The sequence below is a fragment of the Janthinobacterium sp. J1-1 genome (assembly GCF_030944405.1).
GTDB lineage: Bacteria > Pseudomonadota > Gammaproteobacteria > Burkholderiales > Burkholderiaceae_D > Janthinobacterium.
Genome location: NZ_CP132339.1, coordinates 4,828,579 through 4,851,889 on the forward strand (window position 1 = coordinate 4,828,579; position 23,311 = coordinate 4,851,889).

A 23,311-nucleotide genomic window follows, 5' to 3' on the forward strand; every position below is an offset into this window, starting at 1 on the left:
AAAAGGTCATGCGACGGCCAGCCTTGTGGGCTGGCCGATTACACTGTTGGGGAGAGAATACTTAACCGCTGTTGCGCAAGCCCGCCGCAATGCCATTGATCGACAAATGGATGCCCGTACGTGCCGCCGCGTCCTGCTTGCCTTCGCGGAAGCGTTTCAGCAATTCCACCTGCACGTGGTTGAGCGGGTCGATATACGGGAAGCGGTGGCGGATCGAACGCTGCAGCAGCGGGTTGGCTTGCTGCAACTCTTCCTGGCCCGTGATCAGTTTCAGGGCGTCCAGCGTGGCCGCATATTCGGCGCGGATGCGCGTGAAAATGGCCGTGCGCAAGGCTTCGTCCTTGACCAGCTCGGCATACTTGCCGGCAATCGCGATATCGCTCTTGGCCAGCACCATATCCATGTTCGACAGCAGGGAGGTAAAGAATGGCCAGTCCTGGTACATGCCGCGCAGCAGTTCGGCGCCCGTGTCCGGATGCGCCTTGACATACGCTTGCACGGCCGAACCGAAACCGAACCAGCCCGGCAGCATCAAACGGCATTGCGCCCAGCTCAAGACCCAGGGAATCGCGCGCAGGTCTTCGATCGAGGTCGATTTCTTGCGCGAGGCCGGGCGGCTGCCGATATTCAACGCGGCGATTTCCGCGATCACGGTCGACTCCCAGAAATACTGCTCGAAGCCTTCGGTGCCGTAGACCAGCTCGCGGTAGGCATTCAAGGCCGTGCCCGAGATTTCTTCCATCGCGGCCAGGTGGCCGGCGCCGGCCGAGGCGCTAGGTTGCAGCTGTTCTTGCGGCAGCAGCGTCGATTGGATGGTGGCAGCGACCAGCACTTCCAGGTTGCGGCGCCCCACTTCCGGATTCGCATACTTGGCGGTAATGACTTCGCCCTGCTCCGTCAGGCGGATCTGGCCTTGCACGGCGCCGGCCGGCTGGGCCAGGATGGCTTCATAGCTGGGGCCGCCACCACGGCCGACCGAACCGCCGCGGCCATGGAACAAGCGCAGTTTGACCTGGTGCTCCTTGAACACGTTGACCAGTTCGATCTCCGCCTTGTACAGTTCCCAGCCCGAGGTCAGGAAACCGCCGTCCTTGTTGCTGTCCGAATAGCCCAGCATGACTTCCTGCTGGCGGCCACGCGAGGCCAGCAGGCCGCCGTAGAACGGCAGGCCAAACGCGCGCGCCATGATGGCCGGGCCGGCGCGCAAGTCGGCTATGGTTTCGAACAGCGGGATGATATTGACGTCCACTTCCAGCTTGTCCTGGCGCAGCAGGCCCACTTCTTTCAGCAGCAGCGCCACTTCCAGCAGGTCCGACACGCTGGCCGCCTTCGAGATAATGCAGTTCGGCACCGACTCGCGGCCATATTTCGCATGCGCCTCGCGTACGGCGCGGAAGATGTCGAGCTCGCCCGTGGTTTCTTCCGAATACTGCGCATACGGCGACATCAGCAGGCGCGGCGAAGCCAGTTCCTTCAGCAGCAAGGCGATACGCGCTTCTTCGTCCAGCTCGAGGTAGGCCAGGCCAGGCTGCACGCCGGCAAACAGTTCGCCCACCACGCGCTCGTGCACGTCGGAATTCTGGCGCAGATCCAGCGGCGCCAGCGAAAAGCCGAACACCTTGACGGCGCGGCGCAGCTGGCGCAAGCGGCCACGGGCCAGCGCGCGCAGGCCGTTGGCCACCAGCGAGTGATGCACCACGTCCAGGTCGGCCAGCAGTTCGCCGGCCGAGGCGTACGGCTGCACGCCATCAGGCTGCTTGCCCTTGCCGCAAAGAACAAAACGCGCCGCTTCCACGCGCGCCACCACGCCGTGCAGGGCGCGGCGGTAGGGTTCGTCGGCATGGTGCGGCGAAGCATCGGCCGAGCGTTCGGCCAGGTCGGCCAGATCAAGGCTGCAGCCATTGAGTTTTTGCGCCAGCGACAATTGCGAGGCCAGTTTGCGCAGTTCTTCCAGGTAGAAACCGAAGACCTTGCCGGCCTGCTGCTGCAAGGTGCTGCGCAGGATATCGGCCGTGACGAACGGGTTGCCGTCGCGGTCGCCACCGATCCAGCTGCCCACCTTCATAAAGTTGGGCAATTCGACGTCTTCCCAGCGCGCATCGCGCTGGGCCAGCATGGTTTCCAGCGAAGAATACAGCTGTGGCAGTTCGCGCAAGATCGTATGGTCGTAGAACGACAGGCCGTTTTCCACCTCGTCCATCACCGACAGCTTGGTGGTGCGCAGCAAGCGCGTCTGCCACAGGGTGACGATACCGCGCCCCAGCGCTTCCTCGTTCTGCTCGGCTTCCTCGGGCGTCATCTGCACGCGGTCGCGTTCGTTCAGCAGGCGCGCGATGGCCAACTGGCAATTCTGGATGCTCTTGCGCTGTACTTCCGTCGGGTGCGCCGTGAAAACGGGGCTGACAAACGCGTCGTCGAAAAACGTTTCCAGCGCATCGGCCTTGCCGGCATCAAACACATTGCCGACGGCATGGCGCAAGCTGCCCTGGCGCGGCGGCGAGCCGGCGATCAGGTGGGCGCGCGTGCGGCGGATATGGTGCTGGTCTTCGGCAATATTGGCCAGCAGCGAGAAGTAGCTGAAGGCGCGGATCAGTTGCGTGGTTTCTTCCTGCGACATGCTTTCCAGCGCGTCGGACAGTTGCGCGCGCGCCGCTTCGTCATTGTCGCGGCGAAAACGGATCGCCAGCTGGCGCACGTTTTCGATGCCGTCGAAGGCGGCATCGCCCAGCTGGCTGCGGATGGCGTCGCCCAGCAGGCGGCCCAGCTGGCGGATATCACTGCTGAGCAGTTCGTCTTTTACTTCATTCATTTGCATGGTAGTCATTCCCGGGGCAGCCGCAAGCGGACCGCACTGATTGCGCATATGCATCTCCGTCAAGGAAAACACATTCTTCAATTTGTAGTAAATTTACTTCAATGCCCTGGCATCTCCTTCATTATGCGCCCTTTTTGCATGCAAAAAGGGTGTTACAGGGCTTGCTGCCTGCTTGTTCGTGGGTTCTTGCTCCAACAATATGAAAATTTACTACGCATTTAGCCGAAATGCAATCTGCTTTTCATCCGCACGCCATGAAAACGACGTTCTTTTGCTGTATGCTGGCGCCAGAAACAAGGATGTATTCCACATCTTTACAACCTCAACTTGCCATGCGACTGACCGCCTACACCGACTACACCCTGCGCACCCTGATGTACCTGGGCGCCAACCGCGACCGGCTGGTCACCATCCAGGATATCGCCGACCTGCACCTGATTTCAAAAAACCATCTGATGAAGGTGGTGCATCAACTGGGCCTGTCGGGCATCGTGGAAACCGTGCGGGGCCGCAACGGCGGGCTGCGCCTGGCGCGCGAGCCGTACGAGATCAATATCGGTACCGTGGTGAGGGAAACGGAAAGCGATTTCTTTATGGCCGAGTGTTTCAACAAGGAAAACAATACCTGCCCGCTGACACCCGACTGCAAGCTGAAGTCCGCGCTGGGCCAGGCCACGGGGGCTTTCCTGGCCGTGCTGGACCAGGTGACCCTGGCGACCATCCTGGCGCCGGCGCCGGCCGCGCTGGCGGGCGTGATTCCCCTGAAACTGGCGAACTGAAACCGGCCGGTTCAGGACTGCGGCGGGCTGACCAGCAGCGCAAGCAGCGCCGGCAAATCCACCGGCTTGACCAGATGATGATCAAAACCGGCGTCCAGCGCGCGCTGGCGGTCTTCCGCCTTGCCGTAGCCGGTCAGCGCCAGCAGCCGCGCCCGGGCGGTATCGGCGCTGGCGCGCAGGCGCCGCGCCAGCTCATAGCCATCCATGCCGGGCAAACCAATATCGAGGATATACACGTCGAAATGGCGCGCGGCCGCCAGGCGCAGCACGCTGGCGCCGTCATGGACGATGGTCACCTCGAAGCCGCGCGCGCGCAGCAAGGCGCCCAGCATCTGCGCGCCATCGACGTGGTCGTCCAGCAGCAACAGTGTCGGCAAGCTTGCACCAGCCGGCGGCAAGGTGTCCGCCGCGCCTGCCTGCACCGGCACGCTGTCGTGCGCCGCCGCGCTGGAGAGCGGCAGGCAGACGGTCAGGGTACTGCCCTGGCCCAGACCGCCGCTACGCGCCCGCGCGCTGCCGCCGTGTAATTGGGCAATCCGCTGCACCAGCGCCAGGCCCAGCCCCAGGCCGCCCTGGGCGCGGTCCGGCGTGCGCTCGGCTTGCACGAACAGCTCGAACACATGTGGCAGCAAATCGGCCGACATGCCGATGCCGTCGTCGCTGACAGTGATGCAGGCCTGTCCGTTTTCAAGCTGCAGGGACAGGCCGAGATGGCCGCCGGGCGCCGTATATTTGGCGGCATTGGCCAGCAGGTTGGCCACCACCTGCACCAGCCGGGTCCGGTCGCCATGCACCGGCAGCGGCGCCGGCGGCAAGGCCAGCGCCAGCTGGTGATGGCGCGCCTCGATCGCCGGACGCACCTGTTCGATGGCGCCATGCAGCACCTCGCGCAGGTCGAGCACGCGCCGGTCCAGCTGCACCAGGCCGCGCGTCACGCGCGACACGTCCAGCAAATCATCGACCAGGTTGGTCAGGTGGCGCACCTGGCGCTGGATCACGCCGGCCGATTTCTGCACGCGCTGCGGGTCGCTGCCGCCCAGCATCAGCAACTGCGCCGCGCTGCTGATCGGCGCCAGCGGATTGCGCAGCTCGTGCGCCAGCATCGCCAGAAATTCGTCCTTGCGCACGCCCAGGCGGCGCAACTCGTCCTCGGCCCGTTTCTGGTCGTCGATATCGGTGCAGGTGCCCATCCAGCGCGTGATGCCACCAGCCTGGTCGCGGATCGGCAAGGCCCTGCCCAGCACCCAGCGGTAGACGCCGCTGTGGTGGCGCAAGCGGTACTGGATTTCATACACCTTGCCGCTGGCCAGGCTATCGTGCCAGGCGTCCCAGGCGCGCGCGCGGTCGTCGGGATGGAAGATATCGTTCCAGCCGGTGCCGTTGGTCGCCCCCGGCGCCACGCCCGTGTAGCGGTACCATTGCTCGTTGTAGTAATCGTGGTAGCCGTCCGGCAAGGTCGACCACACCATCTGCGGCATGGCGTCGGTGATGATGCGAAACTTCGCTTCGCTCTGGCTCAGTGCCGCCGCGCCGCGCGCACGCTCGGCCGCGATACGGATGCGCGCCGCCACCTCCTTGACCAGCACCAGTTCTTCGGCCGTCCAGTGCCGTTCGCGCGCGTCGTTGACGAACAGCACGGCCACCAGCACGCCATCCTCCACCACGGGCACATTGACAAAGGCGGCCGCATCGCGCGCGCGCAGCATGGCCGCCGCCGGCGCCGTGCGCGGATCGTGGTCGACATTGGCAATCGCGATGAAACGATCGCGCTTGAGGTCATCGATGAACGAGCCATAGCTGCGCAGCTCGGTGGTGCCGGCCAGGGTCCCGACGCCGGGCGCACACCAGTCGCGCACGACGCCGAGCGTATCGCTGGCATGATCGATGGTGCCGTAGCCGACCCGGCTGGTACCGAGCGCCTCGCCCAGGATGGCCGACGCCGCATGGCCGATCTCGCTCTCGCTCTTCAGGTCGCGCAGCGCGTCGGCCAGGTTGGCCAGCACATCGCGCAAGGTGTTTTTGCGCGGCAGGTAGAAATCCGTCAGCTCCTCGACCATATGCAGCAGGTAGGCCACGGCGCCATCGGCACCCGGCACGGGCGTGTTCTGGATCTTCCAGTAGCGGGTCTGGAAATCGCCGCCATGTTCCTGCGTGGCGACATCGTAGCGCTGCAGTTCCATCTTGTCGGCGCGCCCGGTGGCGCACACGCGCAGCAGCGATGCACGCAGGTTGGCCGCGCCATCGGCATGCGGATCGTGGGGGTTGCTGGGAAAGGCATCGAAGATATTGCGGCCCAGGATATCGGCCGCGCTGCGTCCGGCCAGCCGCAAATAGGCGGGATTGGCGGAAATGATGACCATCTGTGGCGTCATCACCACACAGGGCATGGGCATGGCCTGCAAAAACGGCTCGAAAGCCTGGGGACCTCCCTGGGCGGCGTCACAGGGAAAGGTCGGGGGCGTATCCATACAACTTCAGGCTCCAGTCAGGCGTAACCGGGGACTATGCCACGATTGCCGCCGCATCGGGTGTTTATTTGGCGTGCAGAAAAAAGGGCCGGTGCGCTGGACTGCGCACCGGCCCTTGCTTCACGCCATGCCTGTTACATCAATGCGCGCTGGCGCCGGCGGCGCCGATGCCCGTTTCCGAACGCATTTGCTGCGCTTCGTAGCCGGCGCGGTCGATGCGTGCGCGCGGGCTCTTGTCGAGCACCGAGAACAGCCAGATGCCGACAAAGCCGGCCGTCATCGAGAACAGCGCGGGCGAAGCGTAAGGGAACAGCGCTTCCGGATGGCCCATCACGTCGACCCACACCGATTTCGACACCACCGTCAGGCCAACCGCCGTGGTCAAGCCGAGGAAACCGCCGATGGTGGCGCCGCGCGTGGTGCAGTCTTTCCACAGCACCGACATGAACAGCACCGGGAAGTTGGCCGAAGCGGCGATCGCGAAGGCCAGCGAGACCATGAAGGCGATGTTCTGCTTCTCAAAGGCGATGCCCAGCACCACGGCGATAATGCCCAGCACGATGGTGGTCACGCGCGACACTTTCAGTTCATTCGCGCCGGTGGCCTTGCCCTTCTTGATGACGGTGGCGTACAGGTCATGCGACACCGCCGAGGCGCCCGACAGGGTCAAGCCGGCAACCACCGCCAGGATGGTGGCGAAGGCCACGGCCGACATAAAGCCCAGGAACACATTGCCGCCGACCGCCTTGGCCAGGTGCACCGCCGCCATGTTGTTACCGCCCAGCAGTTTGCCGGCCGCGTCCTTGAATTCCGGATTGGTGCTGACCAGCACGATGGCGCCAAAACCGATGATAAAGGTGAGGATGTAGAAATAGGCGATCCAGGTGGTGGCCCAGAACACGGATTTGCGCGCTTCCTTGGCGCTCGGTACCGTGAAGAAACGCATCAGGATGTGCGGCAGGCCGGCCGTGCCGAACATCAGCGCCATGCCGAACGAGATCGCCGAGATTGGGTCCTTGATAAAGCTGCCGGGACCCATGATGGCTTCCTTGGTGGCGTGCACGTCGACCGACTTGGCGAACAGCGCTTCGGGGCTGAAGTTGAACTGCGCCAGCACGGCGATCGCCATGAAGCTGGCGCCGCCCAGCAGCATCACCGCCTTGATGATCTGCACCCAGGTGGTGGCCGTCATGCCGCCGAACAGCACGTAGATCATCATCAATGTACCGACCAGCACCACGGCGATCCAGTATTCCAGACCGAACAGCAACTTGATCAGCTGGCCCGCGCCGACCATCTGCGCGATCAGGTAAAACGCCACCACCACCAAGGTGCCGGAAGCGGAAAAGATGCGGATCGGCGCCTGTTTGAAGCGATATGCCGCGACGTCGGCAAAGGTGTAGCGGCCCAGGTTGCGCAGGCGTTCGGCCATCAGGAAGGTGATGATGGGCCAGCCGACCAGGAAGCCGATGGCGTAGATCAGACCATCGTAGCCGTTCAGGAACACGGCGGCCGAAATGCCGAGGAAGGACGCGGCCGACATATAGTCGCCGGCGATCGCCAGGCCGTTCTGGAAGCCGGTGATGCCGCCGCCGGCCGTATAGAAGTCGGAGGCCGACTTGGTCTTGGCGGCCGCCCACTTGGTGACGAACAGCGTAAAGATCACGAACACGGCGAACATGATGATCGCGGTCCAGTTGGTCGGTTGCTGCACTGCCTGGCCCAGGTCGGCGCCGGCGGCCAGCACGCTGCCGCTGCCGGTCAACAGGGTCAATGCGGCCAGGCCGCGCCGAAATTGGCTGGCGGCGCTCATGCTTGCACCCGCTTGGCGATGGCGGCCGTGAGGTCGTCGAACTGCTTGTTGGCGCGGCGCACATAGATGCCGGTCACCAGCACCGTGAAGACGATCACGAACAGGCCGACCGGCATGCCCCAGGTCATCACGCCCTCACCCGTTTTCGAGGCGAGAAATTCCTTGTTGAACGCGATCAGCAGGATGTAGCCGTAGTACACCAGCAGCATCAGGCCGGTCAGGGCCCAGCCGAAGCGCGAGCGGACCTTGACCAGCTGATGGTAGTTGGGGTCGCCCTTGATTTTTTGAACCAGATCGTCTTGCATTTTGTTGCCTCCATTTATATGAAACCATGCTCTTTTGTTTCGAGCTTGGCTTCACAATAAAGGGCGAGGCTTACCCGCCCCTTACGGCGGGCAGATTTTCAATATTTTCAGTTCAGGGCCGACGCGGGGCCGAAGAATTCATGGTGGGTCTGGCTTTCCGGTACGCCCAGCGCGCGCAGATAGCCTTTCACGGCGCGCATGAACGGTAGCGGCCCCAGGAAATAGGCGTCGACATCGCGCGACTGCGGCAGCCATTGCTCCAGCTGCGCCTGGCCCAGCAAACCGATCGCGTCCGGCGCATGCTCCGCGCCGCCATGCTCGGCGTAGCAGTAAAAGCGCTTCAGTTGCGGATGCTGCGCGGCCAGCGCGTCGATCTGCGCGCGAAACGCATGCACGCCGTGGTGGCGCGCCGCATGGATGAAGTGCACCGGGCGCGTGCCGCGCAGCGCCTGCGCCAGCATGGCCAGGGTCGGCGTGATGCCCACGCCGCCGCTGATCAGGACCAGGGGCTTGCTGGACTCGGCGAGCACGAACTCGCCCGACGGCGGCGTCAGCTGCACCGTGCCACCCGCCTGTACCTGGTCATGAAAATAATTCGATACCTTGCCGCCCGGCTCGCGCTTGACGCTGATGCGGTACGTCTCGCCATTGCTGGCGGCCGACAGCGAGTACTGGCGCCGCATCGGCACGCCGTCGACGCTGACCACCACGCCGATATACTGGCCCGGCGCAAAGGCCAGCACCGGCTTGCCGTCCACCGGCGCCATCAGGAACGAGGTGATCTCTTCGCTCTCTTCCACCTTGCTGACGACCTTGAAATCGCGCGCGCCGCTCCAGCCGCCCGGCGCACTGGCCTGTTCTTTATAGATGCGGCCTTCTTCGCCGGCCAAGATATCGGCCAGCTGGCCGTAGGCCGCGCCCCAGGCCTCGATCACGGCATCGGTGGCGACCTCCTCGCCCAGCACTTCGCGGATCGCTTTCAGCAGGCTGGCGCCCACCAGCGGATAGTGTTCGGCGCGGATCTGCAGCGCCACGTGCTTGTTGATGATGGTGGCCACCAGGCCGCCCAGCGCGTCGAGCTTGTCGATATGGCGCGCATAGGCCAGCACGCCATTGGCCAGCGCGCGCTGCTGCTCGCCGCTGTGCTGGTGCGCCTGGTTAAAGTACGGCAGCACTTCCGGATAATCGCGGAACAGGCCCTTGTAGAAGTGCCGGGTCAGCGCTTCGCCGCCCTGTTCGAGGATGGGGACGGTGGCGGTGACGATGTCGCGTTGTGGCTGGGTCAGCATGCAGGACTCCTGTGGAAATTGGTAAGGGGATGTGGAAAATCAGATGGCTTCGACAGCCGGATACAGCTCCGTGTCTTCGCGCCGCATGCGCTGGTACAGGGCGTGCAGCACCAGGTTGGCCTCGCTGCGGAACGCTTCCGGTTCCTGCGCCAGGCGCACCGCCGTATTCCAGCGGCCGGCAAAGGCCAGGTAGTCGCCGGCGATGCCCTGCATTTCGGTTTCATACTGGTGGCCCAGGCGCGCCACCCTGGCCACGCCGCACGCCTGCACGGCCGGATACAGGAAGCGCTGCTCGACGGCCAGGTGCAACTTGATCAAGCCGCTCATGGCGACGATCTGTTCGGCGATCGCCTGCGATTGCAGCGCCACGCCGCTGCGCGCCAGCCCGCGCAACTGATCGATGGCCGACAGGATGGCCACGTGTTCATGTTTGAATTTGTCGATATTCATGGTTGTTCTCTTTGTTCTTTTCAAGTCGAGTGATGCCAGTGTAGCGCTTTTCGCATAAACATGCAAATCATATACATGTTTAAAACCGCAGGCGAACCGAGCGCCTTGCGCCCTGCCCTTTTACACTTTGGGAACCTCCAGGCGCAGCGGACGCGTGCCGATGCGCTGGCCCGTCACTTCATCGATCACCACCGGCCTGACTTCCGTCCCGGTCCCGGCATCGAAGATACGCGACAGCTGGCCTTCGCAGCGATGCCGCCGGCCCCACTCGCCCAGCATGAACAGCACCGGCAGCAAGTCGCGCCCGGCCTCGGTCAGCAAGTACTCTTCGCGCGTCGTTTCGGAGTAGCGGTGCTTTTCCAGCAGCCCCTCCTGCGTCAGGCTGGCCAGGCGGCGCGTCAGCATGGTCGGCACGATGCGCAGGCTCTTGCGGAACTGGTCGAAGCGGGTCAGGCCGGCATGCGCGTCGCGCAGGATCAAGAGGCTCCAGGCATCGCCAAACACGGCCAGGCTGCGGGCGATGGGACACGCCCCCTTGGCGGAATTATTTTCAGTATTCATGGCTAGCGTTTACTTTTACTTTCAAAATGATAGTAATATTCGTATTAAAAAGATAGTAACACGAAGCCATTCATCGCACCAACCATCACCACCAGGAGTCCTTCATGCATCCAGCAACCCAGCGCGTGGCGCTCGTTACCGGCGCCTCGTCCGGCATCGGCCAGGCCACCGCGCAGCACCTGGCCCAGGCCGGCTATCGCGTCTTCGGCACCAGCCGCCGCGCGGCGACACAGGCCGATCCAAACGTCGAGATGCTGGCGCTCGACGTCACCAGCGACGACTCGGTCGCAGCGCTGGTCAACGACGTGATGCGGCGCGCCGGCCGCATCGACCTGTTGGTCAATAACGCCGGTTTCGGCGTGGCGCCGGCCGCCGCCGAGGAAAGCTCGCTGGAGCAGGCGCGCGCCATCTTCGACACCAATTTTTTCGGACTGGTGCGCATGACGCGCGCCGTGGCGCCGCACATGCGCGCGCAAGGCAGCGGCCATATCATCAATATCGGCTCGGTGCTGGGCTTTTTGCCGATGCCCTACATGGCGCTGTACTCGGCCAGCAAGCATGCGGTGGCCGGCTATTCGGAAGCGCTCGACCATGAACTGCGCACGATGGGCGTGCGCGTCTCGGTGGTGGAACCTGCCTATATCAATACGCCGTTCGACGCCAACCTGATGGCGCCCGACGCACCGCTGGCCGCCTACCGCGCCATCTGCGACAAAGTCGCGCAGCGCGTCAAGCTGGTGCTGGTCGGCGCCGATGGCCCCGAGGTGGTGGCCAAAATCGTCGTTAAGGCGGCCGGCGCGAAGAAGCCGCAACTGCGCTACACGCCGGGCCTGGCCAATCGCATGCGGCTGCTGCGCCGTTTCGCGCCAGCCAGCGTGCTCGACGCGGGCGTACGCAAAGACCTGCGGCTGGAGGGCTGAAGCATGCAAGCCTATCTGCTCGAAGCGTATGGAAAACAACAGCGGCTGCGCCTGGCCGATATCGCCGAACCGGTGCTGGCCGACGATGAAGTACTGGTGCAGGTCCATGCGGCCGGCGTCAACCTGCTGGACGCGAAAATCAGGAATGGCGAATTCAAGCTGATCCTGCCCTACCAGCTGCCGCTGGTGCTCGGTCACGACGTGGCCGGCACGGTGCTGCAAATGGGCGCCAGGGTCCGCGGTTTCAGCGTGGGCGATGAGGTCTATGCACGGCCCGGCGACATGCGCATCGGCGCGTTTGCCGAACGCATCGCCGTCAAGGAACATGCGCTGGCGCGCAAGCCGGCCAGTCTGACGATGGAGGAATCGGCATCGCTGCCGCTGGTGGGCCTGACTGCCTGGCAGGCGCTGGTGGAGGTCGCCAAGCTGCAACCGGGGCAAAAAGTGTTTATCCAGGCCGGTTCCGGCGGCGTGGGCAGCTTTGCGATCCAGCTGGCCAGGCACCTGGGCGCATTTATCGCCACCACCACCAGCGCGGCGAACGCGGCCTGGGTGAAGGCACTGGGCACCGACCTGGTGATCGATTACCGCAAGGACGATTTTGCCACCATGCTGCGCGATTACGACGTGGTGCTGCACAGCCAGGACAGCGCCACATTGGCCAGGTCGCTGGGCGTGCTCAAGCCGGGCGGCCGCCTGATCTCGATTTCCGGCCCGCCCGATCCAGCCTTTGCGCACAAGCTGGGCGCGCCGTGGCTCGTGAAACTGGTGGTGCGCCTGCTGAGCGCCGGCGTGCGCCGCAAGGCGCGCCGGCAGCAGGTGCACTATGATTTTTTATTCATGCGGGCCGATGGCGGGCAACTGCGCCAGATCGCCGCACTGGTCGACGCGGGCGCGATCCGGCCGGTGATCGAGCGCGTGTTCCCGTTCGCCGAAACGCCGCAGGCGCTGGCCCACGTCGAGATGGGCCGCGCGAAAGGCAAGGTGGTGATCGCCATGAAAAACTGACTTTTTCAGGATGAATGTAAAAAAGTCTCGTCCTTTGCTGTAATGTACACAAGAGTGCGTCAAAAATCGGCCTGTGCAGCCTATAATCCGATCTCGACAGACTGTGTCCCGGCGCCGCTACCGAGCGGCGTTGACGGGGCGAACGGCACACCAAACATTATCAGCCAAGGACAAGCATGAACACAGAGACAGGCGCGGGCCAGGCCAGGCAACTGGCCAGCATCATCAGCCAACACCATACCCAATTGCTGGAAGGCTGGATGGCCGACCTGATCGGCCGGCTGATGCGCCGTGACAAGATCGCGGAAAACGAGCTGCGCCAGCAGGCGGCGCAATTCCTGCCGTCGCTGGCCGGCGCGCTGGAGTCCAGCGACTCCTTGGACATCGAAGCGCGCGCCTGGGACGACACGCGCCAGTTGCTGACCGAGATTTCACAATCGCGCGTGCGCCAGGGTTATTCGCCGATCGACACGGCCAGCTTCATCTTCTCGCTCAAGGAACCGCTGTTCGGCTACCTGCGCGCGGCCCTGAGCGGCACGCCCGAACAACTGGGTAACGCCATCGTCAATACCAGCAACCTGTTCGACAAGCTGGGCCTCTTGACCATCGAGATCTATCAAAAAGCGCGCGAACAGGTCATCCTGCGCCAGCAGCAGGAATTGCTGGAGCTGTCCACGCCGGTGGTGCAGCTGTGGCAAAACGTGCTGGCCCTGCCCCTGATCGGCACGCTCGACAGCGCCCGCACCCAGGTGGTGATGGAAAGCCTGCTGCAGAAAATCGTCGATACCGGCGCCCTGATCGCCATCATCGACATCACCGGCGTGCCGACGGTCGACACCCTGGTGGCCCAGCACCTGCTGAAAACCATCGCCGCCGCGCGCCTGATGGGCGCCGACTGCATCATCAGCGGCATCCGTCCGCAGATCGCGCAAACCATCGTGCACCTGGGCGTCAACCTGGAAGACGTGATCACCAAGGCCACCCTGGCGGACGCCTTCGTGGTGGCGCTGAAACGCACCGGTTCGACGATTACCTACCCGCAGCAACAATACTGAGGCGTCCATGGAGAGAATTCCCATTTTGCGCATGGGCCGGCTGCTGCTGGTCACGATCCAGGTGGACATGCATGACCGCCTGGCCATGACCTTGCAGGACGACCTGACGACGCGCATCGTCAAGGACCGCGCCACAGGCGTGCTGATCGACATTTCCGCGCTCGACATCGTCGACTCCTTTATCGGCCGCATGATCAGCAATACGGCGGCGATGGCCAAGATCCTCGACGCGCGCACGGTGGTGGTCGGCATGCAGCCGGCCGTCGCCATCACGCTGGTGGAACTGGGCCTGACGCTCGACGGCGTCAGCACGGCGCTGAACGTGGAACTGGGGATCAAGCTGCTCGAGCGGGGCAGCCTGTGGGGTTGAGGGCGCATGGGCGCACAACCATCGCGGGTGCACCATGAGTGACCCTGGCCAGGCGCAGGTGCTGCCGCTGCATACGGATGAAGACGTGGTACGGCTGCGCAAGCAGGTCCGTGAAAGCATGATCGCCATGCGTTTCGGCCTGGTCGAGCAGACCAAGTACATCACGGCCGCCAGCGAACTGGCGCGCAATGTGCTGCGCTATGGCGGTGGCGGCGAAGGCCGCATCAATTATTTGCGCGACGGCAGCCGCCAGGGCCTCGAACTCAGTTTCAGCGACCAGGGTCCCGGCATCACCGATATCGCGCTGGCGCTGTCCGACGGCTATACCAGCGGCGGCGGCCTGGGACTGGGACTCGGCGGCGCCAAGCGCCTGTCCGATGAATTCCAGATCGACACCGCACCCGGTGCCGGCACCACCGTCACGATCGTGAAATGGAAGCTGTTTTGAACCTCGCCACACCTGTACCCGCACTCTCGCCTGACGCATTCAGGCAACAGCGCTTTGCCATCGGCGAACCGAGCGAAATCGCCGCGGCGCGCCGTGCCGGTACGTCCCTGGCGCGCCGCATCGGCTTCGACGATGTGCGTGCCGGCCAGCTGGCGATCGTCATCAGCGAAGCGGCCAGCAATATCGTCAAGCACGCCGGCCACGGTGAAATCCTGCTGCGCAAGGTCACGCGCGGTGGCGCCAGCGGCATCGAGGTGCTGGCCATCGACAAGGGACCGGGCATGCGCAACGTGGCCCAATACATGCAAGACGGCCAGTCGACGGCCGGCACCTATGGCGTGGGCCTGGGCGCGATCCGCCGCCTGAGCCAGGAATTCGACCTGTATTCCCTGCCCGGCCTGGGCACGGTGCTGATGATGATGGTGTGGGGCCCGAGCGCCAACGCCGCCATCCCCGCCGCCCCCGACTGGCAGATCGGCGCCGTCTGCCTGCCCCTGGCTTCCGAGGAAGTCAGCGGCGACGCCTGGAACGTGGTGTGCGAAGGCCATGAACTGAGCCTGATGATGGCCGATGGCCTGGGCCACGGCCCGCATGCGGCAAAGGCGTCGGAGACGGCCAGCGCCCTGCTTGAAAACAGCGCGCCTGGCCTGGCGCCGATGCCGGGGGCTTTTTTGAAACTGGCGCACGCCGCGCTGGGCGGCACGCGCGGCGCGGCCATGGCGGTCGCGCATGTCGACAGCGAACGGCACGAACTGCGCTATGCCGGCGTCGGCAATATCGCCGCCTGCACTTTCGATGCCGGGCAATGCCGGCATCTGCTGTCGCATAACGGCATCGTCGGCAGCAATCTGCGCAAGGTGCAGGAATTCCAGCATCCCTGGCAAACCGGCACCTTGCTGGTGATGCACTCGGACGGCCTGCATACGCGCTGGGATCTCGATCAGTACCCGGGCCTGTCGCACTGCCACCCGGCCCTGATCGCCGCCGTGCTGTACCGTGATTTTACGCGTGGGCGCGATGACGTCAGCGTGGTGGTACTGCGCGAGCATCTCGCGCACGACGCGCTGGAGGCGGCATGACCCAGCGCATCCTGACGGCGGTGATCAGCAATGAACTCGACGTGGTGGGCGCGCGCCAGCGGGCGCGCCAGATCGCCGCCCTGTGCGGCTTCGGCGTGCAGGACCAGGTGCGCATCGCCACGGCGGTGTCGGAACTGGCGCGCAATGTCTGGAACTACGCCGGTACCGGCAAGATCCACTTCGCCATCGAGGGCAGCACGGCGCCGCAGGTGTTTTCGATCCGCATCGAGGACCGTGGCCCCGGCATCGCCCAGCTCGACCATATCCTGGCCGGCCAGTATGAATCGCAAACCGGCATGGGCCTGGGCATCCTGGGCGCGCGCCGCCTGATGGACCGCTTCCATATTCACAGCGTGCCGGGCAAGGGCACGGACATCACGCTGCAAAAGTTTTTCCCGCGCGAGGCGCCGCTGCTGACCGGACCGAACATCGGCTCGCTCTCCGGCAGCCTGCAGGCGCTGCCTTCCGACATCACCTTGTCCGAAGTACAGCAGCAGAACCATGAGCTGCTGGCGACCCTGGCCGAACTGAAGACGCGCCAGGATGAACTGCTGCAGCTGACGCGCGAGCTGGAAGACACCAACCGCGGCGTGGTGGCGCTGTATGCGGAACTCGACGAAAAGGCCGACCACCTGCGCCGCGCCGACCAGATGAAGTCGCGCTTTTTGTCGAACATGAGCCATGAATTCCGCACCCCCCTCAGTTCCATCCGCGCGCTGGCCAAGCTGCTGATCGACAGGGTCGACGGCGAGCTGTCGACGGAACAGGAAAAACAGGTGATGTTCATCCTGCAAAGCGCGGTCGGCCTGAACGACCTGGTGAACGACCTGCTGGACCTGGCGAAGATCGAAGCGGGCAAGGTCGACGTGCACGCCAATACCTTCAACGTGGCCGACCTGTTCAGCGCCCTGCGCGGCATGCTGCGCCCGCTGCTGGTGTCCGAATCGCTGAACCTGACCTTCATCGACCCCGATCCGGCGCTGGAGATGCATACCGATGAAGGCAAGCTGTCGCAGATCCTGCGCAACTTCATCTCGAATGCGCTGAAGTTCACCGAAACGGGCGCCATCATCGTCAGCGCCACGCCGCTGCCGCAGGAAGGCATGATCCGCTTTGCCGTGTCCGACACGGGCCTGGGCATCAGCGCCGAAGACCAGCAATTCATCTTCGAAGAATTCAGCCAGGTGGAAAACCACCTGCAGCGCAGGGTCAAGGGCACCGGCCTGGGCCTGCCGCTGTGCCGCAACCTGGCGACCCTGCTCGACGGCAAGGTCGCCGTGGACAGCACGCCCGGCGCGGGCTCGGTGTTTTCGCTTGCCCTGCCGGTCCGGCATGCACCCCGCGCGGGCGGCGACGCGGCGCCACAGCCGGCGCAAGCAGCCGCGCACGACCAGCGCATCCCGGTACTGGTGGTCGAAGACAACGCATCGATACGCCTGCTGTACGAAAAATTCCTGGCCGAGACCGAGTTTCGCCCCGTGTTTGCGCGCAGCGTACGCGAAGCCGTCGAGCTGTGGGAGCAGGACCGCCCCGCCGCCGTCATTCTCGACATCCTGCTGCACGGCGAAAACTCCTGGCACTGGCTGGCGGAACTGAAAAACGATCCGCTGCGGCGCCAGGTACCTGTCATTATCGCTACCGAAATCGAGGACGAGCGCAAGGGACTGGCGTTGGGCGCCGATGCCTATTACATCAAGCCGCTGCTGCAAGCACAACTACTGTCGACCCTGCGCACCTTGACACAGCATGGCGCCGGCGCAAAGACGCAAGCAGCGATGCAGGACGCGCCGCGCCGCATGGCAACTCAACCTGGGAACTAGCATGGCTCCGTACAATAATGGCGATGCACTGATACTCAACGTCGATGACAGCGACGGCGCGCGCTACGCCAAGTCGCGCATCCTCACGCGCGCCGGCTTCAATGTGATCGAGGCGTCGAATGGCGGCGACGCCCTGCTGCGCGCGGCCAGGGACCGTCCGGCCCTGATCCTGCTCGACGTCAAGCTGCCCGACATCAATGGCCTGGAGGTGTGCCGCCGGCTGAAGGACAGCCCCGACACCAATACCATCCTGGTGCTGCAGACGTCGGCCTCCTTTATCGGCACGGCCGACAAGATCCGCGCGCTCGATGGCGGCGCCGACAATTACCTGGTCGAGCCGATCGAACCCGATGAACTGATCGCCAACGTCAATGCCCTGCTGCGCCTGGGCCGCGTGGAGCGCGAACTGCGCGAGGTGGACCGGCGCAAGGACGAATTCCTGGCCACCCTGGCGCACGAGCTGCGCAATCCGCTGGGCCCGATCCGCACGGCGCTGGCGCTGCTGCGCAAACTTGATCCGGACGTGCCGGCGATGCAGGAGAACGCCCGCGCCACCATCGGCCGCCATACCGACCACCTGGTGCGCCTGGTCGACGACCTGCTCGACGTGTCGCGCATTTCACAGGGCAAGATCTCGCTGCAGTGGGAACGGGTGAGCCTGGCCAGCATCGTGAAAAGCGCGCTGGAAACCAGTTCGCACATTGTCACAGGACGCGGCCATGCTCTGAGCGTGGCGCTGCCGCAGGAAGCACTGTGGGTGCACGGCGACCCGGTGCGCCTGTCGCAAATCGTCGCCAACCTGCTGCTCAACGCGGCCAAGTTTACCGCGCCGGGCGGCGCCATCAGCATCGGTGCCGAGCGCGAGGGCGACCGCGTGCGCATCCGCCTGGAGGACAACGGCATCGGCATCGCCGCCGCCAGCATCGACACCATCTTCGGCCTGTTCGAGCAGAGCGGCCACGCGCCGGACCGGGTGCAGGACGGCCTGGGCATCGGCCTGTCGCTGGTGCGCAAGCTGGTGGAACTGCACGGCGGCCAGGTCACCGTGCAAAGCCCCGGCGTGGGCCTGGGCAGCACGTTTGAAATCGATCTGCCGCTCGACCTGACGGCCGCGCCGCAGGCCGTGGCGCCGGTCGAGCCGCCGGCCGGCAGCAGCAAGCGCATCCTGGTGGTCGACGACAATGAGGACGCGGCCGACACCCTGGCCGAACTGCTGGAACTCGACGGCCACGAAGTGCGCACCGCCTACACCGGCGCGCAGGCGATCGAACGCACCTTTGCATTCAGGCCCGACATCGTCTTCCTCGATATCGGCCTGCCCGACATCAATGGCCACGAGGTGGCTGGCAAGCTGCGCCAGCTGGCGATCCCGCAAGACTTCCTGCTGATCGCGCTGACCGGCTACGGCCAGGAACACGACCGGCGCGCGGCGCTGGCCGCCGGCTTCAACGACCACTTTGCCAAGCCCGTCGATTTCGACAAGCTGGCCACCCTGGGGCTGCATGTTGGCAGATAGGCTGCGCTCGATCGCTCGCATTGCACTGTGCTTTGCGCTGCCGGCACTGGCATCGGCCGCGCCCGCACCTGCTGCAAGCGACGCGCTGCCGGCCAGCCTGGTGTGCCACGACGACCTGTTCGCACCCTATTTCATGCAGAACGACGGCCGCATCGAAGGCTTGAACGTCGATGTGCTGCGCGAGGCGGCCAGCCGGATTGGCATCGCCATCGCGTTTCGCGCCACGCCCTGGCGCCGCCTGGAAAGCGAGCTGGCCAAACCCGGCGGCACCGTCGATTGCGCCTTCGCCATGAGCCGCACGGCGCGGCGCGAACAATACCTGGAATTCGGCAAGGTAGCGCTGCAGCCGACCGAATATGCGCTGTTCGTGCGCCAGGCCGAGGCCACGCCGCCCACCGTCCGCCTGGAGGACATGGCCGGCAAGGTGATCGGCGTGCGCGCCGGCTTTCGCCTGCCGGACGAGATCGTGGCCGGCGCTGCCAGCGGGCGCTGGAGCCTGGCCGAAGTGCCGACCGATGCGGTCAACTTCCAGAAGCTGGCCCTGCACCGCGTCGACGCCGTGCTGGCCGACAGCTATGTGGGCCTGTACACGCTGCGCCAGCTGAAACTGCCAGGCATTGTCCGCGTGGCGCCGCCGCTGACGCGCTTCGACACCTATCTGGTTTTCCGCAAGAGCGGCCATTCCGCCGCGCTGGCGGCCGCCTTCGACCGCGCCTTCACCCGCATGCGCCAGGACGGCACCTTTGCGCGCCTCACTTCATCCTACCTGGGCCCCGACGCCCTGACACCCTGACCATCAATCCGCCATGAGCCTGCGCCCACCCCTGCTACGCATCACCATGATCCTGGGCGCCCTGCACGCCGTGCTCGGCTATCTGCTGCTGCCGGCCTTGCCGGTCGGCCTGGCCGGCTGGCTGCTGGGCGGCGTGGTGCTGCTGGCCTCGACCATGCTGATGCCGATGACGATTTTTTCGCGCGCCCTCACCAATGACACGCGCCTGGCCGACCGCCTGAGCTGGGCCGGTTCGCTGTGCATGGGCTTTTTTTCCTCGCTGTTCGTGCTGGCCGTGCTGCGCGAACTGCTGATGCTGTACCCGCCGGCGCGCCTGCATGCCCAGGCAAGCGCCATCGCCGTGCTGTGCCTGGCCCTGCTGGCCACCGTCACCGGTTTCATCAACGCGCGCAGGATCGCCCGTGTCAAGGACGTCAAGGTCGCCATCGCCGGCCTGCCGCCGGCGCTGCACGGTTTTACCATCGTCCAGCTGAGCGACATCCACGTCGGCGCCACCATCAAGCGCGCCTGGGTCGAGGCGATGGTGAAACGCGCCAACAGCCTGGACGCCGACGCGATCGCGATCACCGGCGACGTGGTCGACGGCACCGTGCCGCAGCTGGGCCCGCATACGGCGCCACTGGGAGACCTGCGTGCCCGCCATGGCGTCTTCCTGGTCACCGGCAACCACGAATACTATTCCGGCGCCGCGCCCTGGGTCGCCGAATTCAAGCGCCTGGGCTTGACGGTGCTGATGAATGAACACCAGGTGCTGGAGCACGACGGCGCGCAGCTGGTCATGGCCGGCGTCACCGACTTCAACGCCGCGCATTTCGACCCGGCCCAGTCCAGCGACCCGCAAGCGGCCATCGCCGGCGCGCCGACCGGCCTGCCCCGCATCCTGCTGGCGCACCAGCCGCGCAGCGCGCCGGCAGCGCAAACAGCCGGCTTCGACCTGCAGTTGTCCGGCCACACCCACGGCGGCCAGTTCTGGCCCTGGAATCTGTTCGTGCCACTGCAGCAGCCGTATGTGGCGGGTTTGCACCGCAGCGGCCGGCTGCAGGTGTATGTCAGCCGCGGCACCGGGTACTGGGGACCGCCGAAGCGCGTGGGGGCGCCGGCGGAGATTACGCGGATTGTGCTGGTGGGGAAGTAACATTTTTATAGTGACGCAAGGGAAGGCAGGGGTCTGACCCCAGATTTTGCTTCTGTTGTAAAAATACGATTTACTCGTCCCAGCTCGCCTTCCACTCGCAGAGCTTCGCTACCATCGCCGGCGCATTGAGCCGCTCCAGAGTTCCATCTGGCGGCTCGCTATCGCTGACCTCGAACAGTACCAGCGTCTCCTCGCGCTCAACGCCCGTGCCAAACAGTCCTTCCGCAGCCAGCAGCTCCAGAGCCGCAATGCAAGCCTCGAAGGCGCTGGCGCGAAATACCTCGAATTCGACGCTAAACGGCAGCTCGCGGTGCGCCTGCAGCAGCAGGCGATAAGCGCTGTCGAAATACGCGCCGCCCTCGTCGAACTGCCATTCGCCGGGATTCCACAGCATCTCGTCCTCGTCTTCGGCGGTGGCCAGCGCTTCGCGGCTGTTGGCCAGCAGCGAAATGGTCATGGCGCTGTCGTCGCTCAGCAAGGCATATGCGTTGAAATGCTGGCCGGGGTGGGCGGCGCGCAAAGCCGTCACGGCCTGGCGCGTGGCGGTGACGAGCAAGGTTTGCAGCAGCGGCGCATCGAATACGGCGGGGTCGATCACGCTGGCGCGCGCCAGCATGTAGCCGTCGGCCAGCGCCGCCGCACAGAAGGCGGCATACGCGGCTTGCGCTTCCTCGGCACCGGCATGCGCGGTGCGGGTTTCCTCGCCCCAGGTCATGGCCGCGCCTTCCGCGCTCCAGACGGTGGCATCAAATACGCGTACTTCGCGAAACTGCGCGGGCGCCGCGCCGTCGTAACGGTAAAACAGGCTGTAGTTGCTGCTCATGCGATGGCGTGTCCTTATATTAATCCGGGGTTATCTGCGCCGCAAAATCCTGCTGGCGGAACTGCTCCAGCAGGTAGTCGACGAAGACGCGTGTCTTGGCGGGCAGCAGTTTCTTGCCGGGATAGTATAGCGACAAGGGGCCGGAGTCGGCGCGCCAGCCGGGCAGCAGGCGGATCAGGGCGCCGCTGCGCAAATGCGCCAGCGCATGCGGCATCGGCAGCAGGGCCACGCCGACGCCGTCGATGGCCGCCATCGCCATCGCTTCCGGGTCGTCGAAGATGGCGCGCGGCCGGCATTCGGCCACGCCTTCGCCGCCACGGCCATCGTGCAGCACCCAGCTGCGCAGGCGCCCGCTGCCGGCCGAGCGGCGTATCACGCCGTCCCATTGCGCCAGCTCGGACGGATGTGTGGGCATGGCCTTGCCGCGCATGAAATCCGGCGACGCCGTGGCGACGATATGCGCGTGGCCCAGTTCGCGCGCCACCACGCCCGGCGTCAGCTCGATGCCGCCGCCGATGGCCACGTCAAAGCCCTCGCCGACCATGTCCACCTGGCGGTTGTCGAAATGGCAGTCGGGAATCACGCCCGGATAGCGGCGGACGAATTCGGCCAGCAGCGGCACCACATAGCTGCGGCCGAACGATGGCGCCAGGCTGATTTTCAGGATGCCGGCCGGCTGGCCGCCTTCCTCGCTGACGTCGGCGATCGCCTCATGCAAGGTGGCCAGCGCGCCACTGATCTGCTGCAGGAAACGCTCGCCCCCTTCGGTCAGGGTCAGCTTGCGCGTGCTGCGCTGGAACAGGCGCAGACCCAGGCTGGCCTCCAGGCGCGCCACGTTCTTGCTGACGGCGGCGGGCGTGAGCCCCAGGCGGCGCGCGGCCGCGGAAAAGCTGCCGGCCTCGGCCGACAGCACGAATGATTGCAAATGATTGAGCGCTTCCATGCCGCCATTCTACCTGCTCAGTTGATACTGATGGTTGAAAGTGATTGTCGCCATTACCGGCTAGCGCACAAGAAGCAACAAGCAGATACTGGCTACTCCTCACCCACTCTTTGAAAGCCCATCATGACTGCTACCAACACCACCACCGCCCTGCCCCTGTCATTTGCCGGCAAAACCGCCTTTGTCACCGGCGGCTCGCGCGGCATCGGCGCCGCCATCGTGCGCCGCCTGGCGCGCCAGGGCGCCCATGTCGTGTTCACCTATCAAAGCTCGAGCAATGAAGCCGAAGCGCTGGCCGCTGCCGTGCGGGCGGACGGTGGCCAGGCGCAGGCGGTGAAAGCGGATGCGGCCGATGCGCAAGCCCTGTCGGCGGCCGTCACCGAGGCGGCAAAATTGACCGGCAAGCTCGATATCCTGGTCAATAACGCCGGTGTCTTCGTGCCTGGCGCCATCGACGATTTTTCACTGGAAGACTTTGACAAGACGCTGGCCGTCAATGTGCGCGCCGTGTTTGTTGCCATCAAGGCGGCCGTGCCGCTGATGCCGTCGGGCGGGCGCATCATCAATATCGGCAGCACCAATGCGCACCGCATGCCGTTTGCCGGCGCGGCCGCCTACGCCATGAGCAAATCGGCGCTGTCGGGCCTGACGCAAGGCCTGTCACGCGACCTGGGTCCGCGCGGCATCACCATCAACAATGTGGAACCTGGCCCGGTCGCCACCGACATGAATCCGCCCACCGGCGACTTTGCCGACCTGATGCACGGCCTGATGGCCCTGCCCCGCCACGGCACGGGCGAGGAAATCGCCGGCATGGTGGCTTACCTGGCCAGCGAGGAAGCGGCGTTCGTGACCGGTGCCGGCTTGAAAATCGACGGCGGCTTCGCTGCCTGATTTCCCGCCACGGCCCCGTGCCGTGAC

At 65.0% G+C, this 23,311-nt stretch carries 21 protein-coding genes; 12 read left to right on the forward strand and 9 right to left on the reverse strand.

Annotated features, from left to right (window positions below; genetic code table 11):
• Positions 1–61: 61 nt before the first annotated feature.
• A complete protein-coding gene (ppc, locus tag Q8L25_RS22070; protein ID WP_308921440.1) occupies positions 62–2,815 on the reverse strand; it encodes a phosphoenolpyruvate carboxylase in 2,754 nt (917 codons plus the stop codon).
• A 332-nt stretch (positions 2,816–3,147) separates the two neighbouring features.
• Here ppc and Q8L25_RS22075 point away from each other — a divergent pair, with 332 nt between their 5' ends.
• Complete coding sequence (locus Q8L25_RS22075) at positions 3,148–3,594, forward strand: Rrf2 family transcriptional regulator (RefSeq protein WP_308921441.1); 447 nt, start codon at positions 3,148–3,150, stop codon at positions 3,592–3,594.
• A gap of 11 nt (positions 3,595–3,605) precedes the next feature.
• On the opposite strand, the gene Q8L25_RS22080 is transcribed toward Q8L25_RS22075, so the two are convergent.
• The 6 genes from Q8L25_RS22080 to Q8L25_RS22105 all read right to left on the reverse strand — a co-directional run bounded on the left by Q8L25_RS22080 (position 3,606) and on the right by Q8L25_RS22105 (position 10,480).
• Positions 3,606–6,062, reverse strand: coding sequence for an ATP-binding protein (locus Q8L25_RS22080; RefSeq protein WP_308921442.1), 2,457 nt, complete (start codon positions 6,060–6,062; stop codon positions 3,606–3,608).
• A 139-nt stretch (positions 6,063–6,201) separates the two neighbouring features.
• On the reverse strand, positions 6,202–7,875 hold the full coding sequence (locus Q8L25_RS22085) for a cation acetate symporter (protein WP_308921443.1): 1,674 nt from the start codon (positions 7,873–7,875) through the stop codon (positions 6,202–6,204).
• On the reverse strand, positions 7,872–8,180 hold the full coding sequence (locus Q8L25_RS22090; RefSeq protein WP_308921444.1) for a DUF485 domain-containing protein: 309 nt from the start codon (positions 8,178–8,180) through the stop codon (positions 7,872–7,874). Before Q8L25_RS22090 ends, Q8L25_RS22085 begins: the two co-directional genes overlap by 4 nt.
• Positions 8,181–8,287: 107 nt before the next feature.
• Positions 8,288–9,469: an NO-inducible flavohemoprotein gene (hmpA, locus tag Q8L25_RS22095; protein ID WP_308921445.1), complete on the reverse strand. Its 1,182-nt coding sequence runs from the start codon at positions 9,467–9,469 to the stop codon at positions 8,288–8,290.
• A gap of 39 nt (positions 9,470–9,508) precedes the next feature.
• A complete protein-coding gene (locus Q8L25_RS22100; RefSeq protein WP_308921446.1) occupies positions 9,509–9,919 on the reverse strand; it encodes a hemerythrin domain-containing protein in 411 nt (136 codons plus the stop codon).
• Between the two features lie 120 nt (positions 9,920–10,039).
• Positions 10,040–10,480 (reverse strand): helix-turn-helix domain-containing protein, encoded by a 441-nt coding sequence (locus Q8L25_RS22105; protein ID WP_308921447.1) that lies wholly within the window; start codon positions 10,478–10,480, stop codon positions 10,040–10,042.
• Between the two features lie 104 nt (positions 10,481–10,584).
• Here Q8L25_RS22105 and Q8L25_RS22110 point away from each other — a divergent pair, with 104 nt between their 5' ends.
• From Q8L25_RS22110 to Q8L25_RS22155, 10 genes are all read left to right on the forward strand, one after another.
• Entirely contained in the window at positions 10,585–11,400 is an 816-nt protein-coding gene (locus Q8L25_RS22110) for an oxidoreductase (RefSeq protein WP_308921448.1), read from the forward strand.
• Between the two features lie 3 nt (positions 11,401–11,403).
• A complete protein-coding gene (locus Q8L25_RS22115; protein WP_308921449.1) occupies positions 11,404–12,408 on the forward strand; it encodes an NADP-dependent oxidoreductase in 1,005 nt (334 codons plus the stop codon).
• Between the two features lie 176 nt (positions 12,409–12,584).
• Positions 12,585–13,463 (forward strand): STAS domain-containing protein, encoded by an 879-nt coding sequence (locus Q8L25_RS22120; protein WP_308921450.1) that lies wholly within the window; start codon positions 12,585–12,587, stop codon positions 13,461–13,463.
• Positions 13,464–13,470: 7 nt separating this feature from the next.
• Positions 13,471–13,833 carry an STAS domain-containing protein gene (locus tag Q8L25_RS22125; protein ID WP_308921451.1) on the forward strand — a complete coding sequence of 121 codons (363 nt, stop codon included), beginning with the start codon at positions 13,471–13,473 and terminating at the stop codon, positions 13,831–13,833.
• 34 nt (positions 13,834–13,867) lie between these two features.
• On the forward strand, positions 13,868–14,281 hold the full coding sequence (locus Q8L25_RS22130) for an anti-sigma regulatory factor (protein WP_308921452.1): 414 nt from the start codon (positions 13,868–13,870) through the stop codon (positions 14,279–14,281).
• Positions 14,278–15,360 carry an ATP-binding protein/SpoIIE family protein phosphatase gene (locus tag Q8L25_RS22135; RefSeq protein WP_308921453.1) on the forward strand — a complete coding sequence of 361 codons (1,083 nt, stop codon included), beginning with the start codon at positions 14,278–14,280 and terminating at the stop codon, positions 15,358–15,360. The genes Q8L25_RS22130 and Q8L25_RS22135 overlap by 4 nt, the downstream gene beginning before the upstream one ends.
• The gene (locus Q8L25_RS22140) at positions 15,357–17,180 is read left to right on the forward strand and encodes an ATP-binding protein (RefSeq protein ID WP_308921454.1); all 1,824 of its coding nucleotides are present in this window, start codon (positions 15,357–15,359) and stop codon (positions 17,178–17,180) included. Before Q8L25_RS22135 ends, Q8L25_RS22140 begins: the two co-directional genes overlap by 4 nt.
• Position 17,181: 1 nt before the next feature.
• The gene (locus Q8L25_RS22145; protein ID WP_308921455.1) at positions 17,182–18,696 is read left to right on the forward strand and encodes a response regulator; all 1,515 of its coding nucleotides are present in this window, start codon (positions 17,182–17,184) and stop codon (positions 18,694–18,696) included.
• Positions 18,683–19,489 (forward strand): transporter substrate-binding domain-containing protein, encoded by an 807-nt coding sequence (locus Q8L25_RS22150; protein ID WP_308921456.1) that lies wholly within the window; start codon positions 18,683–18,685, stop codon positions 19,487–19,489. Before Q8L25_RS22145 ends, Q8L25_RS22150 begins: the two co-directional genes overlap by 14 nt.
• Before the next feature lie 13 nt (positions 19,490–19,502).
• The gene (locus Q8L25_RS22155) at positions 19,503–20,624 is read left to right on the forward strand and encodes a metallophosphoesterase (protein ID WP_308921457.1); all 1,122 of its coding nucleotides are present in this window, start codon (positions 19,503–19,505) and stop codon (positions 20,622–20,624) included.
• A 70-nt stretch (positions 20,625–20,694) separates the two neighbouring features.
• Here the strand turns inward: Q8L25_RS22155 and Q8L25_RS22160 are convergent, their stop codons facing one another.
• Both Q8L25_RS22160 and Q8L25_RS22165 read right to left on the reverse strand, forming a co-directional pair.
• Positions 20,695–21,447 carry a DUF4303 domain-containing protein gene (locus tag Q8L25_RS22160; RefSeq protein WP_308921458.1) on the reverse strand — a complete coding sequence of 251 codons (753 nt, stop codon included), beginning with the start codon at positions 21,445–21,447 and terminating at the stop codon, positions 20,695–20,697.
• A gap of 19 nt (positions 21,448–21,466) precedes the next feature.
• Complete coding sequence (locus tag Q8L25_RS22165; RefSeq protein WP_308921459.1) at positions 21,467–22,390, reverse strand: LysR family transcriptional regulator; 924 nt, start codon at positions 22,388–22,390, stop codon at positions 21,467–21,469.
• A 123-nt stretch (positions 22,391–22,513) separates the two neighbouring features.
• Here Q8L25_RS22165 and Q8L25_RS22170 point away from each other — a divergent pair, with 123 nt between their 5' ends.
• The gene (locus Q8L25_RS22170; protein ID WP_308921460.1) at positions 22,514–23,284 is read left to right on the forward strand and encodes an SDR family oxidoreductase; all 771 of its coding nucleotides are present in this window, start codon (positions 22,514–22,516) and stop codon (positions 23,282–23,284) included.
• Positions 23,285–23,311: the final 27 nt, after the last annotated feature.

Bases quoted from the DNA above. Each gene is read 5' to 3' on its own strand.
- ppc (WP_308921440.1), bottom strand. From the start codon at position 2,815: ATGCAAATGAATGAAGTAAAAGACGAACTGCTCAGCAGTGATATCCGC.
- Q8L25_RS22075 (WP_308921441.1), top strand. From the start codon at position 3,148: ATGCGACTGACCGCCTACACCGACTACACCCTGCGCACCCTGATGTAC.
- Q8L25_RS22080 (WP_308921442.1), bottom strand. From the start codon at position 6,062: ATGGATACGCCCCCGACCTTTCCCTGTGACGCCGCCCAGGGAGGTCCC.
- Q8L25_RS22085 (WP_308921443.1), bottom strand. From the start codon at position 7,875: ATGAGCGCCGCCAGCCAATTTCGGCGCGGCCTGGCCGCATTGACCCTG.
- Q8L25_RS22090 (WP_308921444.1), bottom strand. From the start codon at position 8,180: ATGCAAGACGATCTGGTTCAAAAAATCAAGGGCGACCCCAACTACCAT.
- hmpA (WP_308921445.1), bottom strand. From the start codon at position 9,469: ATGCTGACCCAGCCACAACGCGACATCGTCACCGCCACCGTCCCCATC.
- Q8L25_RS22100 (WP_308921446.1), bottom strand. From the start codon at position 9,919: ATGAATATCGACAAATTCAAACATGAACACGTGGCCATCCTGTCGGCC.
- Q8L25_RS22105 (WP_308921447.1), bottom strand. From the start codon at position 10,480: ATGAATACTGAAAATAATTCCGCCAAGGGGGCGTGTCCCATCGCCCGC.
- Q8L25_RS22110 (WP_308921448.1), top strand. From the start codon at position 10,585: ATGCATCCAGCAACCCAGCGCGTGGCGCTCGTTACCGGCGCCTCGTCC.
- Q8L25_RS22115 (WP_308921449.1), top strand. From the start codon at position 11,404: ATGCAAGCCTATCTGCTCGAAGCGTATGGAAAACAACAGCGGCTGCGC.
- Q8L25_RS22120 (WP_308921450.1), top strand. From the start codon at position 12,585: ATGAACACAGAGACAGGCGCGGGCCAGGCCAGGCAACTGGCCAGCATC.
- Q8L25_RS22125 (WP_308921451.1), top strand. From the start codon at position 13,471: ATGGAGAGAATTCCCATTTTGCGCATGGGCCGGCTGCTGCTGGTCACG.
- Q8L25_RS22130 (WP_308921452.1), top strand. From the start codon at position 13,868: ATGAGTGACCCTGGCCAGGCGCAGGTGCTGCCGCTGCATACGGATGAA.
- Q8L25_RS22140 (WP_308921454.1), top strand. From the start codon at position 15,357: ATGACCCAGCGCATCCTGACGGCGGTGATCAGCAATGAACTCGACGTG.
- Q8L25_RS22145 (WP_308921455.1), top strand. From the start codon at position 17,182: ATGGCTCCGTACAATAATGGCGATGCACTGATACTCAACGTCGATGAC.
- Q8L25_RS22150 (WP_308921456.1), top strand. From the start codon at position 18,683: ATGTTGGCAGATAGGCTGCGCTCGATCGCTCGCATTGCACTGTGCTTT.
- Q8L25_RS22155 (WP_308921457.1), top strand. From the start codon at position 19,503: ATGAGCCTGCGCCCACCCCTGCTACGCATCACCATGATCCTGGGCGCC.
- Q8L25_RS22160 (WP_308921458.1), bottom strand. From the start codon at position 21,447: ATGAGCAGCAACTACAGCCTGTTTTACCGTTACGACGGCGCGGCGCCC.
- Q8L25_RS22165 (WP_308921459.1), bottom strand. From the start codon at position 22,390: ATGGAAGCGCTCAATCATTTGCAATCATTCGTGCTGTCGGCCGAGGCC.
- Q8L25_RS22170 (WP_308921460.1), top strand. From the start codon at position 22,514: ATGACTGCTACCAACACCACCACCGCCCTGCCCCTGTCATTTGCCGGC.